Source organism: Pseudomonas sp. MF08875, from assembly GCF_059862525.1.
Genome location: NZ_JCBCUW010000028.1, coordinates 33,028 through 50,307 on the forward strand (window position 1 = coordinate 33,028; position 17,280 = coordinate 50,307).

A 17,280-nucleotide genomic window follows, 5' to 3' on the forward strand; every position below is an offset into this window, starting at 1 on the left:
ACGCCTGCTCCCACAGCCGTAATCAAGCCAGCACAGGCAGGGCCTCTAGCGCCCGGCTCACGCCGCGCACGATCATCTCCACCTCGCGCTCATCCAGGGTCAGGGGCGGCAGCAGGCGGATGGTGGTGCCGCGGGTGACGTTTATCAGCACCCCGTGGTCGCGGGCGGCGATGAGCATCAGTTCGCGGCAGGGCCGGGCCAGTTCGATGCCGATCATCAAGCCTTGGCCACGCACCGCGACCACCTGCGGGTGCGCGCCCAGCTCCACCCGCAGCCGCGCCAGCAAGCGCCCGCCTTGAAGTTGGGCGTTGGCCAGCAGGCCTTCGTCCTCGATCACCTCCAGCACCGTGCACGCGGCGCGGCACGCCAACGGGTTGCCGCCGAAGGTGCTGCCGTGGCTGCCGGGGGTGAACAGGCTGGCCGCCGCTTCGCTGGCCAGGCACGCGCCAATGGGAATGCCATTGGCCAAGCCCTTGGCCAGGGTCACGACATCGGGAACGATGCCTTCGTGCTGGTAGGCAAACCACTGCCCGGTACGGCCCATGCCGCTCTGGATCTCGTCGAGCATCATCAGCCAGCCGTGGCGGGTGCAGTGTTCACGCACGGCCTTGAGGTAACCGGGCGGCGCCGGTTGAATGCCGCTTTCGCCCTGGATCGGCTCCAGCAGCACGGCGACGATCCGCTGGCCATACAACTGCGTGGCGTGCTCCAGTGCCGCCAGGTCGCCAAAGGGCAACTTGAGGAAATCCCCCGGTAAGTGGGCGAAACCCGGGCTTAGCGCCGGGCCGTCGCTGGCGGACAGGGTGCCGAGGGTACGGCCATGGAAGGCGTTCTCCATCACCACCACCAAGGGCGCGGCAATGCCTTTTTGCCTGCCGTGCAGGCGCGCCAGTTTCAGCGCGGTTTCGTTGGCCTCGGCGCCGGAGTTGTTGAAAAACACCCGGTCCAGGCCAGCGAGGCGGGTGAGTTTTTGCGCCAGGCGTTGCTGCCAGTCGATGGCGTAGAGGTTGGAGGTGTGCAACAGCAGGCCGACCTGTTCGCGCAGCGCCGCCACCAGTCGGGGGTGGGCGTGGCCGATGCCAGTCACGGCGACGCCGGCCATGGCGTCGAGGTACTCGCGCCCGTGTTGGTCCCACAGGCGCGTGCCCAGGCCATGGGTGAAGCTGATGGGCAGGGGCTGGTAAGTGTTCATCAGGCAAGCGTGGCTCATGTCGGCACTCTCCGCGGGTGATTGAGCGGGGTGCTTGCAGTATGGTTGGCCACATTGGCTGGATAAACATGGGCCGAGTTCAAACATTTTAAAGTCAGGGTTGATAATGGATCTGTTCCAGGCAATGACGGTGTTCGTCAAAGTGGTCGAGACCGGCAGCATGACCGCGGCCGCTCAGGAGTGCGGGCTGTCCACCACTATGGTCGGCAACCACTTGCGCGCCCTGGAGCAGCGCCTGGGGGTGAGCCTGCTCAGCCGCACCACCCGGCGCCAGCGCTTGACCGAATTCGGCCACGGCTATTACCAGCGCTGCCTGGAAGTGCTGGGCTTGGTGGCCGACTCCGAGCGCCTGGCCGAGCAAACCCAGGCCGCGCCCCAGGGCACCTTGCGCGTCACCGCCCCGGAAACCTTCGGCGCTACCTGCCTGGCCCCGGCCTTGAGCCGCTTCGTGGCGTGCTACCCGCAGGTGAAGGTGGACGTGACCCTGAGCAACCGGCGCATGGACCTGATCGACAGTGCCTTCGACGTGGCCCTGCGCCTGGGCAACCTGGAACCCAGCAGCCTGATCGCCCGGCCCTTGCGCGATTACACCCTGAGCCTGTGCGCCGCGCCGGCCTACCTGGCGCGCCGGGGCACGCCGCGCACGCCCGCGGATCTACAGGCCCACGATTGCCTGGCCTTCAGCTACCCGGCGGGGGATGACTGGGCCTCGGTGGAAAAACAATGGCGCCTGCACGGCCCCGACGGGGATATTTTGGTGCCGGTGGACGGTCCCATGGTGATGAACAGCACCGCGGGCCTGTACCACGCCGCGTTGGCGGGCATGGGCGTGGTGATGCTGCCCGATGCCCAGGTGGGCCATGACCTGCACAGCGGTCGCCTGGTGCGCCTGTTGCCGGACTACCGCTTGCCCAGCCGCGCGATGCACCTGGTGTACGCCCAAGACCGCTACCGTTTGCCCAAGCTGCGCTGTTTTGTCGAATTTGCCTTACAGGAGTGGCAGGGCAAGCGGCAAACGGCCTAGCGGTAAGCTTGAAGCTGCTTCTCTGGACTACGCTTGAAAAAAAATGAAATGGAGGTAGCCATGTTGATCCGTTCCCTGATGCTGGCCACGTGGGTGGCCGTTGCGGCTCCAGCCCTGGCGGCTGGTGACGACAATCCCCTGGCGATGGATCGCGGCAAGTCCCGGCCACTGGTCGTCATCGCTCGCGATAGCCTGGACCCGACCCTGATCCGGTTGGAGCAGGCGCTCAAGGAGCCGGCCAACCAAAGCGCCGCGAAGGAACGCAACCTGGTGCTCTACACCCTGGTGGGCATGACCGGCAAACGGGACGACAAGGCGCTGGACCCGCAAAGCACCATGGCCTTGATCCGTACCTTGAAGTTGGGCGCAGGCTCGAAGATCAAGGTGGTTTTACTGGGCAAGGACGGCGAGAAAAAACTCGAAGACGAAGGCGCCATCGAACTCAAGGACATCTTTACCGCCGTCGACCAACTCCCCGCCAGCGAAAAACAACTCACCGCCACCGTGGCGCCGCCCGCCGAAGCCGTGCCGGCTACGCCCGGCAAGCACACCAAACCGGCCAAGCCCGCCGCGCCGCCCAAACCCTTGGACGACTAACCCGCCAGCGCCTGCGGCCTGGGGCAGGGCAGCAGGCGCTCGATGGCGGCCGCCACCCAGTGTTCGATCAAGCCATCCTGATGCGGCACATGCTCTGTCAACCATGCCGGGGCGCTGTTGAGTAGCGCCGCGAGGGCATGGCCCGCGGCCCGCACCGCCGGGTCGTCCAAACGGGTCTGCTGGCCGAGCAGGCTGAGCAACTGGCCTTCGTAGGCGTCACGCAAGCGGGCCACTTGTTGTTGCTGCTCCTCATTCAGGCAAGGGCTGTCGCGCTCCACCAGGCGAAAGTGCAGCGGCAGCTCGCGGTGCAGTTGCACGTGGGCCTGGACGATGCGCGGCACCCGCGCCGCCATCGCCCCCGGCCGCTTGGCGATGCGCCGCAGGGCGGCCAGGCGTTCGTCGTAGAACTCCTCGATCAAGTCCAGCAGCAAATGCTGTTTGCTCGGGTAATGGTGGTACAGCGAGCCAGGTGCCAGGCCCAAGTGGCTCGCCAATTCCCGCATGCCGACCTGGCCGAACCCCTTGCTGGCGAACAGCTCCAGGGCTTTTTCCCGGCTTTGGGCAAAGCGCGCGCAGCGCTCAGCCATAGGCATGGAAACCACGCCCGCTTTTGCGCCCCAGGTAGCCGGCGGCGACCATTTCCTTGAGCAGTGGCGCAGGGCGGTACTTGCTGTCGTTGAAGCCTTCATAGAACGCCGCGAGGATCGCCAGCAGGGTGTCCAGGCCAATCAGGTCCGCCAGGGCCAGCGGGCCGATGGGCTGGTTGCAGCCCAGGCGCATCCCGGCGTCGATGTCTTCGGCGCTGGCCAGGCCTTCCTGTAGCACCAGGATGGCTTCGTTAATCATCGGCACCAGAATGCGGTTGACCACAAAGCCTGGGCGGTTGCCGGCGGTGATGGCGGTCTTGCCCAGGCGCGTGGACAGCTCCAGCGCCAAGGCGTGGGTGGCATCGCTGGTTTGCAGGCCACGGATCACCTCGATCAGGCCCATCATCGGCACCGGGTTGAAAAAGTGCAGGCCGATAAAACGCTCGGGCACGCTGACGCTGGCGGCCAACTGGGTGATCGACAGTGACGAGGTGTTGGAGGCGATCACACACTCGGTGCTGACCTGGGCGGCGATCTGTTGCAGCAAGCGCAGCTTGAGGTCGAGGTTTTCCGTGGCGGCTTCGATCACCAGGTCGGCGCCTTCCAGGCTGGTGTAGTCGGTGCTCAGGCGGATGCGCGCCAGGGCGGCGTCCTTTTGCTCGGCGCTGAGTACCTGCTTGGCCACTTGCCGGTCGAGGTTCTTGTCGATGGTGGCCAGGGCCCGTTGCAGCGCCGGTTCAGCGATGTCCAGCAGGGTCACGTCGAAACCGGCCGCCGCGCAGACTTGCGCAATGCCGTTGCCCATGGTGCCGGCGCCAATCACGCCGATGCGGTGTAGGTTCATCAGAAAGTCTCTTTTTTGTTCAGAAGGGGCGCGCCCCTTGGCGTACCATGGCCGCTTGCCATGCCGGGTGATGGCGCCAGTCTAGGTGCGTACGCGCTTCAGGCCTATGCCATAAGCAGTCACCCGGGATGACGCTTTTTGCCACTTTTTCCGCTCGCCGGGGGAGCGCCGCCGCCATGGACGAAAAAGACTCAGTCGCCCTGTATTTTGCCCAGATCATGCTCCACGCCTTGGGCGCGCAGCCCCAGCGCCTGCGCGCCGTACTGGCGCAAGCGGGAATCGATCCGGCGCTGTTGGGCCAGCCGCAGGCACGGGTGCCGGCCAGTGCTTTTGCGGCGCTGTGGCTGATCCAGATCGACGAATTGCAGGACGAGTTTTTTCGCCTTGACCGCCACGGCATGCCACCCGGTGCCTTTGCCCTGATCTGCCGCGCGCTGATCCAGGAACCCAACCTGGGCAAGGCCCTGGGCCAGTGCCTGGGCAACTTCGGCCTGTTTCTGCACGACTTTCGCGGCCAGCTCAGCGTGCGCGGCCCGCGCGCGGTACTGCGGGTACACAGCGACAGCGCCGACCCCGCGGCCCGGGGCTATGGCGACGAAACCTTTCTGGTGCTGATGATTAGCCTGCTGTGCTGGCTGGGCGGGCGGCGCATCAGCATCGACCGCGCCGCGTTCGCCCATCAGCGCGTATCCCTGCGCGACGACCCCTTGCTGTGGGGCACCCACCTGAGTTTTGGCGCCCCCTGCACCGAGATCGAATTCTCCAGCCATTACCTGGCACTGCCGGTGGTGCAGGATTTGGCCTCGCTCAAGGTGTTCCTGCGCAGCGCCCCACAGTGGCTGGTGGTCCGCTTTCGCAACCAGCAAAGCCTGGTGGCGCGGGTGCAACAGCGCCTGCGCGGTACCGCCTATGGGCAGTGGCCGACCCTGCCGGCCCTGGCCGCGGAACAACAAATGAGCCCCAGCACCTTTCGCCGCACCTTGGCCCGCGAACATGGCTCGTTCCAGCAGATCAAGGACGAAGTGCGCCGCAGCCTGGCGTTCGAGCTGCTGCGCCAAGGCACATTGAGCGTGAGTGAAATCGCCGAGCAGACCGGGTTCCAGGAGCCCAGTGCGTTCCACCGGGCGTTTCGTAAGTGGACCGGGCAGACGCCGGGGCGCTATCGGGCGGGGGCTTGAAGGGAAGGGTGGCTGTGTGGCTGTGGCTTTTGTGGGGGGCTTCCACATTCATCCCAGCCTTGACATCCCTGCGAGCGAACGGCATTGTCCGACAACCTGACTTATAAGAATAGAACCATGCTCGAACTCCAACGCCCCGATTCGCTGGTCATGCGTGTGGTCAGCGCGATCCGTGCCGAAATCGACTCCGGCCAATTGGGCCCCGAAGCCCGCCTGCCCACCGAACAGCAATTGGCTGAGCAGCTCAATGTCAGCCGCTCGGTGGTGCGCGAGGCGATTGCCCAGCTCAAGGCCGATGGTGTGCTGATCGCCCGCCGTGGCTTGGGTTCGTACATTTCCAAGACACCTGCCGGCACGGTGTTCCGTTTTCCCGAGCCGCAGGGCCGGCGCCCGGATTTGGCGCAGATGTTCGAGATGCGCCTGTGGATCGAAACCCAGGCTGCCGCCATTGCCGCCCAGCGCCGCGACGAGGATGACCTGCAACGCATGCAGCAAGCCCTGCAGCAAATGCATGACAAGCGCACCGACTTCGTTGCCGCTGCCGCCGCGGACGTGGCCTTTCACCGCGCCATCGCCGAGGCCAGCAAGAACGACTACTTCGTCGCCTTCCACGACTTTTTGCGCAGCCAGTTGGCCAGCGCCCGGCGTACCGCATGGGAAAACTCGGCCAGCCCCCAGGTCGGCGGCTCGGCCGACGCGGCCCGTGAGCACCAGGCCTTGTTCCAAGCCATCGCCGATGGCGACCGGCAAGCCGCCAGCGCCTGTGCCGACGCCCACCTGCGGGCCTCGGCCAAGCGCTTGAAGCTGGAACTGCCCGCCACCGATTAAGCCACCCCAAACCCCTGATAAACCCCGTGTGCCCTGGTACGCGGGTTTTTCATGAATGTATTAGTCTGACAACCTGATAACCAGACGTAACCGATCCAAGGTAACCACCATGATTTATGACTTTTGCATCATCGGCGGCGGCATCGTCGGCCTCGCCACCGCGATGGAGCTGCTGGACCGCCAACCCGGCGCTTCGTTGCTGCTGCTGGAAAAGGAAAGCACCCTGGCCCGGCACCAGACCGGGCATAACAGCGGGGTGATCCACGCCGGCATCTACTACGCGCCGGGCAGCCTCAAGGCTGACCTGTGCAAGCGCGGCGCGGCGGCGACCAAGGCGTTCTGCCTGGAGCATGGGATCAAGTTCGAGGTATGCGGCAAGCTGCTGGTGGCCTCCACGCCCCTGGAAATGCAGCGCATGCAGGCCCTGTACGAGCGCTCCCAGCTCAACGGGATGAAGGTCGAGCGCCTCGACGCCCAGGAGTTGCAACGCCGCGAGCCGAACATCGTGGGTTTGGGCGGCCTGTTCCTCGACGCCACCGGCATCGTCGACTACCGCCAGGTGTGCGAAACCATGGCCCGGGTGATCGTGCAAAAGGGCGGCGAGATTCAGCTGCAACGCACCGTCGAAGCCATCATCGAGGGCGGTGACCACGTCACCGTGCGCACCGCCCACGGCCAAGCCCTGGCAAAAAAACTGGTGGTATGTGGCGGCTTGCAGTCCGATCGCCTGGCGACCATGGCCGGGGTCAAGATCGACCACCAGATCATCCCGTTCCGGGGCGAATACTTCCGCTTGCCGGCGGCGAAGAACACCATCGTCAACCACTTGATCTACCCGATTCCCGACCCGGAGCTGCCGTTTCTGGGCGTGCACCTGACGCGCATGATCGACGGCAGCGTCACCGTGGGCCCCAATGCGGTGCTGGGCTTTGGCCGCGAGAACTACAAGAAGTTTTCCGTGAACTGGCGCGACGTGGCGCAGTACGCCAGTTTCCCGGGGTTCTGGAAAACCATTTGGCAGAACCTGGGTTCCGGCAGCGTAGAGATGAAGAATTCGCTGTTCAAGTCTGGCTACCTGGAGCAGTGCCGCAAGTACTGCCCGTCTCTGGAAATCGGCGATTTGCTGCCGTTCGAGGCGGGTATCCGCGCCCAGGCCGTGATGCGCGACGGCACCCTGGTGCACGACTTCCTGTTCGCCCAAACCCCGCGCATGTTGCACGTGTGCAACGCGCCATCACCGGCGGCCACTTCGGCGATTCCCATCGGCGCGATGATCGCCGACCGCATGTTCAAGGCCAACTGACACCCCGAACCCAGACCTTGCGCCGGCCCACCGCTGACGCAAGCCCCTACGCACCCTGTGCACATAACTATAAAGACGCATAAGGAAACACCCATGACGGCAATCACCGCCGCTGCCCTGGCAGCAGAGACCCCGCTACAAACCAAAAAACGCCTGCGTAAAGTCGCTGCGGCGACGATTTTCGGCTCCATGCTGGAGTGGTACGACTTCTACCTGTACGCCACCATGGCCGCCATCGTGTTCTCGAAGATCTTCTTCGATAACAGCGACCCGAAAACCGCCTCCCTGTTGGCGTTTTCCACCTTCGCCATCGGTTTTATCGCCCGCCCGTTCGGCGGCATTCTGTTCGGCTACCTGGGCGACCGCTTCGGCCGCAAACAGGTGTTGGTGGTGACGTTCTGCATGATGGGCGTGTGCACCACGCTGATCGGCCTGATCCCCAGCTACGCCTCCATCGGCATCTGGGCGCCCATCGTGCTGGTGGCGGTGCGCATCATCCAGGGCCTGGGCGCGGGCGCCGAGTTGTCCGGCGCGGCGGTCACCTCCTACGAGCACGCGGCCCAAGGCAAGCGCGGCAGCCAGGGTGCCTGGCCGGCGTTGGGCTTGAACCTGGGGCTGTTGCTGTCGTCGCTGACGGTGTACCTGCTGACCATCAACGGCAATGAGTTTTTGCTCAATGGCGGCTGGCGCATCCCGTTCATTTGCAGCATCGCCCTGGTGGGCGTGGGCCTGTGGGTGCGCAACAGCATCCCGGAAACCCCGGAGTTCGAGCGCAATAAAGAGCAGAACAAAGAAGCACATAAACCCCAGGTCTCGCCCCTCAAGGCGCTGTTCAAGAACGACCTCAAGGGCCTGGCCGTGGTGTTTTTCGTAGCGATTGGCTACAACGCCCTGAGCTACATCTTCAAGACCTTCTCCCTGGCTTACCTGACCCAGTTCAAAGGCGTGGATGTGCACGTCACCTCGTTGTCGGTGACCATCGCCAGCCTGATCGCCATCGTCGCGGTGCCCTGCTTCGGTTGGTTGTGCGACAAGTGGAGCAGCAAAATGGTGCTGATGCTGGGCGGGGTGTTTTCGCTGGTGTTCGCCTACCCGTTCCTGGCGCTGCTCAATACCGGGGAACCGCTGATGATCTACGTGGCCATCGGCATCGGCACAGGCATCCTCGCGCCGATGATGTTCGCGCCGCAGGGGTCGTTCCTCAGCCGCCAGTTCCCTACCGAGACGCGTTCGTCGGGCTTTGGCACCGGCCGGGAAATCGGCACCGCAGTGGCCGGCGGCCTCGCGCCGCTGGGCGCCTTGTCCCTGGTCGCGGCCTCGGCCACAAACTCCACCGATGGCGTGGTTATCATCCTGGCCATCGCCTCGGTGCTGGTGGTGGTGTTTGCCCTGTGCGACCAGGGCCGCAAGCACTCGGCGTTCAAGAACTAGCAAGCCTGTGTGGAGTGAGCCCCTGTGGGAGCGGGCCGGGCGGCGCTCCGCTTGCCCGCGATGGGGCCGGTCCAGGCGATGCATTTATCGCGGCGGGATTACCGCCATCGCGAGCACGGCTCGCTCCCACGGGTTCTGGTGTCGATCACCTATGTTGGCTGGCCCGCTTGCCCTGTGGGAGCGGGCCTTGCCCGCGATGGGGCCGGTCCAGGCGATGCATTTGTCGCGGCGGGAACACCGCCATCGCGAGCAGGGCTCGCTCCCACGGGTTCTGGTGTCGATCACCTATGTTGGCTCCTGTGGGAGCGGGCCTTGCCCGCGATGGGGCCGGTCCAGGCGATGCATTTATCGCGGCGGGAACACCGCCATCGCGAGCAGGGCTCGCTCCCACGGGCTCTGGTGTCGATCACCTATGTTGGCTCCTGTGGGAGCGGGCCTTGCCCGCGATGAGGCCGGTCCAGGCGATGCATTTATCGCGGCGGGAACGCCGCCATCGCGAGCAGGGCTCGCGCCCACGGGTCAGTGCACGATCTGCGCCAGAAACGCTTTGGCCCTTGGGCTTTGCGGGGCGTTGAAGAAGTCGTTGGGCGGGGCGTCTTCGATGATTTTGCCGCCATCGAGAAACAGCACCCGCTCGGCCACTTGCCGGGCAAAGCCCATCTCGTGGGTGACGCACAGCATGGTCATACCGCTGCCGGCCAGCTTCACCATCACATCCAGCACTTCGCTGACCATCTCCGGATCCAGGGCCGACGTCGGCTCGTCGAACAGCATGATTTTCGGCTCCATGCACAGCGCCCGGGCGATGGCCACGCGCTGTTGCTGGCCGCCGGAGAGTTGGCTGGGGTATTTGTCGGCCTGGCTTTCGATCCCCACTTTGTTCAGGTACATGCGCGCCCGCTCTTCGGCTTGCTTGCGCGACAGGCCGCGCACCGACATCGGCGCCAGGGTGCAGTTGTCCAGCACACTCATGTGGGGGAACAGGTTGAAGTGCTGGAACACCATGCCCACTTCGCTGCGCACCTGGGCGGCTTGGCGGGTGTTGTCCGAGAGGTCAGTGCCGTTGACCAGCAGGGTGCCTTTTTCGGCGATTTCCAGGCGATTGATGCAGCGGATCAAGGTCGACTTGCCCGAGCCCGAAGGCCCGCACAAGACGATGCGTTCGCCTTCGCGCACCTTGAGGTCAATGTCGTGCAGCACATGGAAGGCCGAATAGAACTTGTTCAGCCCGGCGATATCGACCACCACTTTGCGGGTGTCGGGGTGGGGCATCGCTGGCGTCTCCAGCAGGGCAGAGGGGTTAGGCATGCTCAGGTCTCCAGCGATCATTGGAAGCGGTCGGCGCGGTAAGGCGTCGGGTCGGTAAAAGGTGTGGCGCCGGTCATCATTTCCGCCAGCAGGCGCCCGCACACCGGGCCCAGGGTCAAGCCGTGGTGGGCGTGGCCGAAGTTGAACCACAGCCCCGGGTGCTCTGGTGCCGGGCCGATCACCGGGCACATGTCCGGCAGGCAGGGGCGCCGGCCCAGCCAGGGTTCGGCGTCGAGGCGTTCGCCCAGGGGGTAGAAACGCCGCGCCAGGGCTTCGCAGCGGCGCAACTGGATTTCATTGAGCGGATCGTCGCTGTCGGCGAACTCGATGCCGGTGGTCAAGCGAATGCCGCCCACCATCGGCGCCAGCACGTAGCCGCCAATCGGGTCGAGGACCGGGTGATGCAAATGGGTGCCGGGCAGGGCGGCGTAGTGCATGTGGTAGCCGCGCTTGATCGCCAGCGGGATCCTGTAGCCCAGGGGCTCGAACAGCGCCGGCGCCTGGGGGCCGAGGGCGATCACCGCTTCTTCGGCGCAGATCACGCCTTGCTCGCTGTCCACCTGCCACTGGCCGTTGTGCTGGCACAGGCTCAAGGCATCGCCCAGTACGAAGGTGCCGCCGCGTTGCTGGAACAGTTCGGCGTAGCCACGGGTCAGGCCACCGGGGTCGCTGACGGTTTTGGGGTCCAACCAGTGCAGGCCGCCGACGATATCGCTGTGCAGGCCCGGTTCCAGAGCGTGCATCTGTTGGCGGTCGAGCACGCGGTAGTTGAGTTGGTACTCGGCCAGGCCTTCGGCGTCGTGCCGGGCTTTGGCGAACGCCGCTTCGTCGTTGAACGCCTCGACCCAGCCGTCGCCCTGGATCAACGCGCCCATGCCGGCGGGCGTCGCCAGTTCATCGTGTTCCACCACGCAGCGCTGCACCAGCGGCAGCATGGCGCGGGTGGCGGCCGCCAGGCCCTTGGGCGAGGAGTGCTGCCAGTATTGCAGCAGCCAACCGGCGGCTTTGGGCAGGTGCTTGAGGCTGTAGCGCACGTCCGATTGCTGGTTGAGGCCGTAACGCAGCAGTTTGCTGATGTCCCGCGGGAACGAGTAGGGGATCACGCTGGCGCGTTCGATCAACCCGGCGTTGCCGTGGCTGGTGCCGTTGCCGGGGGCCTGGCGGTCCAGCAGCACCACGTTGCGCCCGCGGGCTTGCAGGTGCAGGGCGGTGCTGACGCCGACGATGCCGGCGCCCAGAACTAGGGTTTGACAGTGCATGGGGGAATCCTTGGTGCGCGGGCCGGCGTGGCGACCCCGCTCGGTTCAGTTCAAATGACGGCCCAGACGGCCTTCGATCAGTTTCAGGCTGCGGCGCACCACCTCGACAATAATCAGGTAGAGCACGGCGGCCCACAGGTAGATCTGGAAGTCGAAACTGCGCGAGAACGCCAGTTTGGTCACCCCCATCAGGTCGTAGATGGTCACAAGCGAAGCAATGGCGCTGGCCTTAATCATCAGGATCAACTCGTTGCCCAAAGGCCCGATGGCCACCAGCAACGACTGCGGCAGGATGATTTTGCGAAAGGTGGTCCAGCGCGACAGGCTCAGGGCCTTGCATGCCTCGCGTTGGCCCTGGGCCACGGCCAGCATCGCGCCGCGCAGGATTTCCGCCTGGTACGCCGCCGTGTTCAGGGTGAACGCCAGCAGGGTGCAGAACCACGCATCGCGGAAAAACCACCACAGCCCCAGGTCTTGCCACAGGCCCTTGAACGAACCGAGGCCGTAGTACAGCAAAAACAGTTGGGCCAGCAGCGGCGAGCCGCGGAAGAAGTAGATGTAGCCACCGGTGAAACCACGCAGCAGGCGGCTTTTCGACAGCCTGCCCAAGGCCAGCAGCAGCCCCAGGATCGCCCCCAGGGTGAAGGAAATCGCCACCAGTTTGCCGGTCACCAGCAGGCCGTCGATAAAGCGCGGGCCGTAGCGTTCCAACAGGTCGGGGTTGAGCAGCAGGTTGCGCACGTCATCGAAGGTCATGGCCGGGCACTCCGTTGATGGCGGCTGAAATACGACTCAAGGAAATGGAACAGGCGCCCGGACAACGCCGAGAAAAACAGGTAGCCGAAACACGCCACCAGGTAGAAGAACATCGGCTCCTTGGTCACGCTGACCGCCAGGTTGGTTTGGCGCATCAGGTCCACCAGGGAAATGGTCGACACCAGGGAGGTGTCCTTGAGCAGCGACAGCCAGTTGTTCGACAGCCCCGGCAGGGCGATGCGCGCCAGTTGCGGCAGGATCACCTTGCGAAAAGTCGTCGCCTTGGACAGGCCCAAGGCCGCGCAGGCCTCGAACTGGCCCTTGGGGATGGTCTTGAACGCGCCCAGCCAGATCTCGCTGGAAAACGCGGCGAACACCAGGCTGAAGGCGATCATGGCGGCGACGAAGGTGTTGATCTCCACCTGGCCTTCGTAGCCCATGGCGCCGAGGATCTTCTGCGCGGCGATCTGGCAGCCGTAGTAAATGATGAGCAGGGTCAACAGCTCCGGCAGGCCACGGAATACCGTGGAAAACACCGTCGCCATCGCCCGCGGCCAACGCTTTTTGGAGCGCGCTGCCAGGGCCACGCCCAGGCCCAGCGGCAAGCCGATGGGCACGCAACTGAGTGCCAGGGCGATGGTTACCAGGGCCCCGGCAAGCAACGCCGCGCCCCAGCCGCCGCTGGCAAACGATAACAAGGAAAACTGTTCGAACATGGTCGAACTCCTTCGCATACGCGGTATTGGGAGCACACGCCGGCCTTGTGCCTGTTCAGGCACGCAGTCGGGGTGTGGAAATGTGGGAGCGGGCCTGCCGGCGATTGCGCTGTACCTGGCACTCAGCGCCGGGGGCTAGCGGCCTCATCGCGGGCAAGCCCGCTCCCACAGGTGATCGTGGTCTCGATCAGTAGATATCGAACGCGAAATAGCGGCTGGAGATTTTCTTGTAGGTGCCGTCGGCGACGATTTCGTCCAGGGCCTTGTTCAGGCGTTCGCGCAGGGCATCGTCACCCTGGCGCACGGCGATGGAAGCATCGGCGGTGGTGCCCGCGACGTCGCCGAGGATCTTGCAGCAGTCCTTGCCGGCGGTTTCGACCCAGGCCAGCAGCGGGAACTTGTCGGCGATCACCCCGTCCACACGGCCAGCCGCCAGGTCACTGTTGGCTTCGTCCAGGGTCGGGTACAGCTTCACGTCGGCGCCGGCCTTGTCGTAGACGTCTTCGGCGTAGATGGCTTGGGTCGAAGACGCTTGGGCGCCCACGGTGCGGCCCTTGAACTGGGTCTGGGCGTCGGTGATGTCCGAGTCCTTGGCCACGGCCACCGACAACGGCGTGCGGTAGTAGTGGTTGGTGAAGGCGATTTTCTGTTTACGCTCCTCGGTGGCGATCATCGAGGCAACCACCGCGTCGTATTTCTTGGCAATCAGCGCCGGGATGATGCCTTCCCAGTCCTGGGCGACGATGGTGCACTCGACCTTCATGCGCTCGCACAGGGCGTTGGCGATATCCACGTCAAAGCCGTGCAGTTTGTTGTCGGAGTCCACGTAGTTGAACGGTGGGTAGGCGCCTTCGGTGGCGATTTTCAGGACTTCGGCCTGGGCGGTCGACAGACCGGCCACGACCAATGCGCAAGCACTTGCAAAGCGGACGACGTTTTTCATGTAGCACCTCGATTATTGTTTTTGAGCGGGTGACGATGTGTAGCCAACGAATTCGTTATGCAGGGCGGCGGTGGCTTCCAGGCGTTTTTCCACGTCCGGGCCCAGTTGCTTGCACACCTCATTGACCATCAGGTGCACCAGCGAAAGCATGGTGGCGGTGGATTCCCAGAACAGGTTGAACTCGGTGGGCACGCGAAACACCTCGTCGGCGTTCTGTTCGGCCCAGTCGCAGAAAGTGTCGGTGACCAGCGTCACCGCGATCCCGGCCTCGCGGGCCTTGCGGCACAGGGTCAGGGCGTGGCGCGAGTAGCGGCGGGCGTCGAACACCACCAGGGCACATTCCTGGGGCACGCTGAGCAGCACGTCGGCGAAATTGCCCGCGCAGCCGTCCACCTGGTGCACGCCGTCGCGCAGGTATTGCAGTAAGTGCACCATGGAGGCGGCGATGCCGCGTTCGGTCTGGAACCCGGCGACAAACACCTTGGGCCGCGTGGCCAGGCGTTGGCTGACCACTTGCCAGGCCGGGGTCAGGCTGTATTCGTAGACTTTGACCAGAGCGCCGACTTCCAGCTCGAAGCTGCGCGGCAGGCCCTGGGGGCTGTTGTTCGCCTGCTGGCGGAATTCTTGCAGGCGATCGCCCACCAGCCACGGGCCTTCGCCCAGGTCGGCCTTGAGGTCGTTTTTCAGCGCTTTGAAGTGGCGGTAGCCGATGGAGCGGCAAAAGCGCCCGACCGTGGATTCGCTCACGCCCAGTTTGGCGGCGATATCGGCCGAGGTCTGGAACGGCAGCTCATAGAGGTTGGCCAGCATGTAGCTGGCAATCGCCCGGCCCGACGCGGCGGCGGTCGACAAGCTGCTTTCAAGGCGTTGTTTGATAGGCTGGCTCAAGGCTGCTTCCTGTTGTTATTCAGCACTTGAGGCAGAAGGTGAATGTTTTCTGTCATTAAGTCAATGTTTGACAGCTAACTGGCATGACTGGATAGTCGAACCGCTGTAGCCCACTTCCAATAACAATGCACCGGAGCCTCAGAATGCCTTCATCCCCCGATACGGCCCACCTCAGCCTGGCCGAGCTGAGCCACTTGCTGCAACGCATCTTCCTGCGCCACGGCACCTCGCCGGCCGTGGCCCAGGTGCTGGCCGACAACTGTGCCCGCGCCGAGCGCGACGGTTCCCACAGCCATGGCGTTTTCCGCATCGCCGGTTACCTGTCGTCCCTGGCCAGCGGCTGGGTCGATGGCCAAGCGCTGCCGGTGGTCGAAGACGTGGCGTCGGGCTTCGTGCGCGTGGACGCCGCCAATGGCTTCGCCCAACCGGCCCTGGCCGCAGCGCGCGCGCTGTTGGTGGAGAAGGCGCGCAGCGCCGGGATCGCGGTGCTGGCGATTCGTAATTCCCACCATTTTGCGGCGTTGTGGCCGGATGTCGAGCCGTTCGCCGAAGAAGGCCTGGTAGCCCTGAGCGTGGTCAACAGCATGACGTGCGTGGTGCCCCACGGCGCCCAGCGGCCGCTGTTCGGCACCAACCCCATTGCGTTCGCCGCCCCCCGCGAAGGGGGTGACCCCATCGTGTTTGACCTGGCCACCAGCGCCATCGCCCATGGCGACGTGCAGATCGCCGCGCGCAAGGGCGAGCTACTGGCCCCAGGCATGGGCGTGGACAGCCTCGGCCAGCCTACCTGCGAGCCCAAAGCCATCCTCAATGGCGGCGCCTTGCTGCCGTTTGGCGGGCACAAGGGCTCGGCGCTGTCGATGATGGTGGAACTGCTGGCGGCGGCGCTGACCGGGGGCAACTTCTCATTCGAGTTCGACTGGTCCCAGCACCCCGGTGCGCAAACGCCCTGGACCGGGCAGTTGGTTATCGTGATCGACCCGAGCAAATCCGGCGGCAACAGCTTCGCCCAGCGCAGCGCCGAACTGGTCCGGCAGATGCACGCCGTGGGCCTGGAACGCCTGCCGGGCGACCGCCGCTACCGCACCCGGGCCAAGTCGCTGGTCGCGGGCATCCCGTTGCCGACGGCAGAACTGGCCAAACTGCGGGAGTTGGTCACCTAATCCACATACCTCAAAACGCCCCCTGTGGGGGCAGGCCTGCTCGCGACAGCGGTGCCTGAGGCGACAGCGGTGCCTGAGGCGGCAAAGGTGCTGGCTGGCATCGCGAGCAGGCTCGCTCCCACAGGACCTGGTGTCGATCACCTATGCTGGCTGGCCCGCTCCCCTGTGGGAGCGGGCCCTGCCCGCGATGAGGCCGGCCCAGGCAATGCATTTATCGCGGTGGAAATACCGCTATCGCGAGCAGGGCCCACAGCGTTGCTCCCACGGGTTGTGCCTACAGCGGGCGCACCAGCAGGGTCTCAAGCCTTGCCAGTGGCGGAGCCTCGCGGCTGCGGTCCAGGACGGTGAGGTTGATGCTCAGCAAGCGCGGGTCGGTGGCCGGTGCGATGCGTTGTTCGCAGCGCAGCAGCAAACGGCCCTGGTCGCAATCGACGCGGCTCAGGCCATTGGGCAGGCGCGCTTGCAGGCGCAGTTCGGCCATGCGGCTCTGGGCCGCGAGCAGGGCAATGGATCTGTCACGCAAGAGGCCGTTGCTCTGGGTCATCAGCCCCGCCACCCGCACGGCCGCGGCCATGGCCACGGCAATAATGGCCAGGGCCACCAGCACTTCGATCAGGGTAAAGCCAACTTGCCGGCGAGGGCGCTGCATGGGCATTCCAGGGCAGGGGAGAGCCTTGCACACTAGCCCCGGCCCTTGACCGCTTGCTGACCGAACCTCCCGAGGTTTTTCAATACCTCTGACATATCTTCTTGCAACACTTCGCGGCGAATCGAATCAAGCCAAGGAACGTCGAGATGGATATCGCACGCATCAACTCCCAGGGCCATGGGCGCCGCCAGCGCGGCTTTACCCTGATCGAAATCATGGTGGTCGTGGTCATCCTCGGGATTCTCGCGGCCATGGTGGTGCCCAAGGTGCTCGACCGCCCCGACCAGGCCCGGGCCACCGCCGCGCGCCAGGACATCGGCGGCCTGATGCAAGCCCTCAAGCTCTACCGCCTCGACCACGGCACCTACCCCAGCATGAGCCAGGGCCTCAAGGTGCTGGTGGAACGCCCCGCCGATGCCAAGAACAGCAACTGGCGCGCCTACCTGGACCGCTTGCCCAATGACCCCTGGGGCCGCCCTTACAACTACCTCAACCCCGGCGCTAATGGTGAAGTGGACATCTTTTCCCTGGGCGCCGACGGCCAGCCCGACGGCGAGGGCGTGAATGCCGATATCGGCTCCTGGCAGTTGTAGGGC

Annotated in this window: 18 protein-coding genes; 8 read left to right on the forward strand and 10 right to left on the reverse strand. The window is 64.9% G+C overall.

Features of this window, described 5'->3' with window-relative positions:
* Positions 1-22: 22 nt before the first annotated feature.
* On the reverse strand, positions 23-1,210 hold the full coding sequence (locus tag AC19YT_RS17300) for an acetylornithine transaminase (protein WP_095109734.1): 1,188 nt from the start codon (positions 1,208-1,210) through the stop codon (positions 23-25).
* Between the two features lie 106 nt (positions 1,211-1,316).
* Between AC19YT_RS17300 and AC19YT_RS17305 the strand changes: the two genes are divergently transcribed.
* Both AC19YT_RS17305 and AC19YT_RS17310 read left to right on the forward strand, forming a co-directional pair.
* Positions 1,317-2,234, forward strand: coding sequence for a LysR family transcriptional regulator (locus tag AC19YT_RS17305; protein WP_095109733.1), 918 nt, complete (start codon positions 1,317-1,319; stop codon positions 2,232-2,234).
* A 60-nt stretch (positions 2,235-2,294) separates the two neighbouring features.
* On the forward strand, positions 2,295-2,831 hold the full coding sequence (locus AC19YT_RS17310; protein WP_095109732.1) for a DUF4174 domain-containing protein: 537 nt from the start codon (positions 2,295-2,297) through the stop codon (positions 2,829-2,831).
* Here AC19YT_RS17310 and AC19YT_RS17315 read toward each other — a convergent pair.
* A complete protein-coding gene (locus tag AC19YT_RS17315) occupies positions 2,828-3,424 on the reverse strand; it encodes a TetR/AcrR family transcriptional regulator (RefSeq protein ID WP_176465128.1) in 597 nt (198 codons plus the stop codon). The genes AC19YT_RS17310 and AC19YT_RS17315 overlap by 4 nt on opposite strands.
* Entirely contained in the window at positions 3,411-4,262 is an 852-nt protein-coding gene (locus AC19YT_RS17320) for a 3-hydroxybutyryl-CoA dehydrogenase (RefSeq protein ID WP_095109730.1), read from the reverse strand. The genes AC19YT_RS17315 and AC19YT_RS17320 overlap by 14 nt, the downstream gene beginning before the upstream one ends.
* Before the next feature lie 176 nt (positions 4,263-4,438).
* On the opposite strand from AC19YT_RS17320, the gene AC19YT_RS17325 reads away from it, so the two are divergent.
* The 4 genes from AC19YT_RS17325 (at position 4,439) to AC19YT_RS17340 (ending at position 9,002) form a co-directional block, all read left to right on the forward strand.
* A complete protein-coding gene (locus AC19YT_RS17325) occupies positions 4,439-5,440 on the forward strand; it encodes an AraC family transcriptional regulator (protein ID WP_095109729.1) in 1,002 nt (333 codons plus the stop codon).
* 117 nt (positions 5,441-5,557) lie between these two features.
* Entirely contained in the window at positions 5,558-6,268 is a 711-nt protein-coding gene (locus AC19YT_RS17330) for a FadR/GntR family transcriptional regulator (RefSeq protein ID WP_095109728.1), read from the forward strand.
* Between the two features lie 109 nt (positions 6,269-6,377).
* Positions 6,378-7,571, forward strand: a complete 1,194-nt coding sequence (lhgD, locus tag AC19YT_RS17335; protein WP_500610691.1) for an L-2-hydroxyglutarate dehydrogenase — start codon at positions 6,378-6,380, stop codon at positions 7,569-7,571.
* A 93-nt stretch (positions 7,572-7,664) separates the two neighbouring features.
* Positions 7,665-9,002, forward strand: coding sequence for an MFS transporter (locus AC19YT_RS17340; RefSeq protein ID WP_095109726.1), 1,338 nt, complete (start codon positions 7,665-7,667; stop codon positions 9,000-9,002).
* Positions 9,003-9,521: 519 nt separating this feature from the next.
* Here AC19YT_RS17340 and AC19YT_RS17345 read toward each other — a convergent pair.
* The 6 genes from AC19YT_RS17345 to AC19YT_RS17370 form a co-directional block, all read right to left on the reverse strand.
* Positions 9,522-10,274, reverse strand: coding sequence for an amino acid ABC transporter ATP-binding protein (locus AC19YT_RS17345; RefSeq protein WP_500610702.1), 753 nt, complete (start codon positions 10,272-10,274; stop codon positions 9,522-9,524).
* A gap of 53 nt (positions 10,275-10,327) precedes the next feature.
* Complete coding sequence (locus AC19YT_RS17350; RefSeq protein ID WP_095109724.1) at positions 10,328-11,569, reverse strand: NAD(P)/FAD-dependent oxidoreductase; 1,242 nt, start codon at positions 11,567-11,569, stop codon at positions 10,328-10,330.
* Between the two features lie 45 nt (positions 11,570-11,614).
* Complete coding sequence (locus tag AC19YT_RS17355) at positions 11,615-12,325, reverse strand: ABC transporter permease (protein WP_500610692.1); 711 nt, start codon at positions 12,323-12,325, stop codon at positions 11,615-11,617.
* Entirely contained in the window at positions 12,322-13,041 is a 720-nt protein-coding gene (locus AC19YT_RS17360) for an ABC transporter permease (protein ID WP_095109722.1), read from the reverse strand. Before AC19YT_RS17360 ends, AC19YT_RS17355 begins: the two co-directional genes overlap by 4 nt.
* A gap of 187 nt (positions 13,042-13,228) precedes the next feature.
* Entirely contained in the window at positions 13,229-13,984 is a 756-nt protein-coding gene (locus AC19YT_RS17365; RefSeq protein WP_095109721.1) for a transporter substrate-binding domain-containing protein, read from the reverse strand.
* Positions 13,985-13,996: 12 nt separating this feature from the next.
* Positions 13,997-14,872 (reverse strand): MurR/RpiR family transcriptional regulator, encoded by an 876-nt coding sequence (locus tag AC19YT_RS17370; protein ID WP_500610693.1) that lies wholly within the window; start codon positions 14,870-14,872, stop codon positions 13,997-13,999.
* A 143-nt stretch (positions 14,873-15,015) separates the two neighbouring features.
* On the opposite strand from AC19YT_RS17370, the gene AC19YT_RS17375 reads away from it, so the two are divergent.
* On the forward strand, positions 15,016-16,035 hold the full coding sequence (locus tag AC19YT_RS17375) for an Ldh family oxidoreductase (RefSeq protein ID WP_500610694.1): 1,020 nt from the start codon (positions 15,016-15,018) through the stop codon (positions 16,033-16,035).
* Positions 16,036-16,309: 274 nt separating this feature from the next.
* Here AC19YT_RS17375 and gspI read toward each other — a convergent pair whose 3' ends face one another.
* Positions 16,310-16,684 carry a type II secretion system minor pseudopilin GspI gene (gspI, locus tag AC19YT_RS17380; protein WP_095109718.1) on the reverse strand — a complete coding sequence of 125 codons (375 nt, stop codon included), beginning with the start codon at positions 16,682-16,684 and terminating at the stop codon, positions 16,310-16,312.
* A gap of 146 nt (positions 16,685-16,830) precedes the next feature.
* On the opposite strand from gspI, the gene gspG reads away from it, so the two are divergent.
* Positions 16,831-17,277: a type II secretion system major pseudopilin GspG gene (gene gspG, locus AC19YT_RS17385; protein ID WP_095109717.1), complete on the forward strand. Its 447-nt coding sequence runs from the start codon at positions 16,831-16,833 to the stop codon at positions 17,275-17,277.
* Positions 17,278-17,280 lie beyond the last annotated feature (3 nt).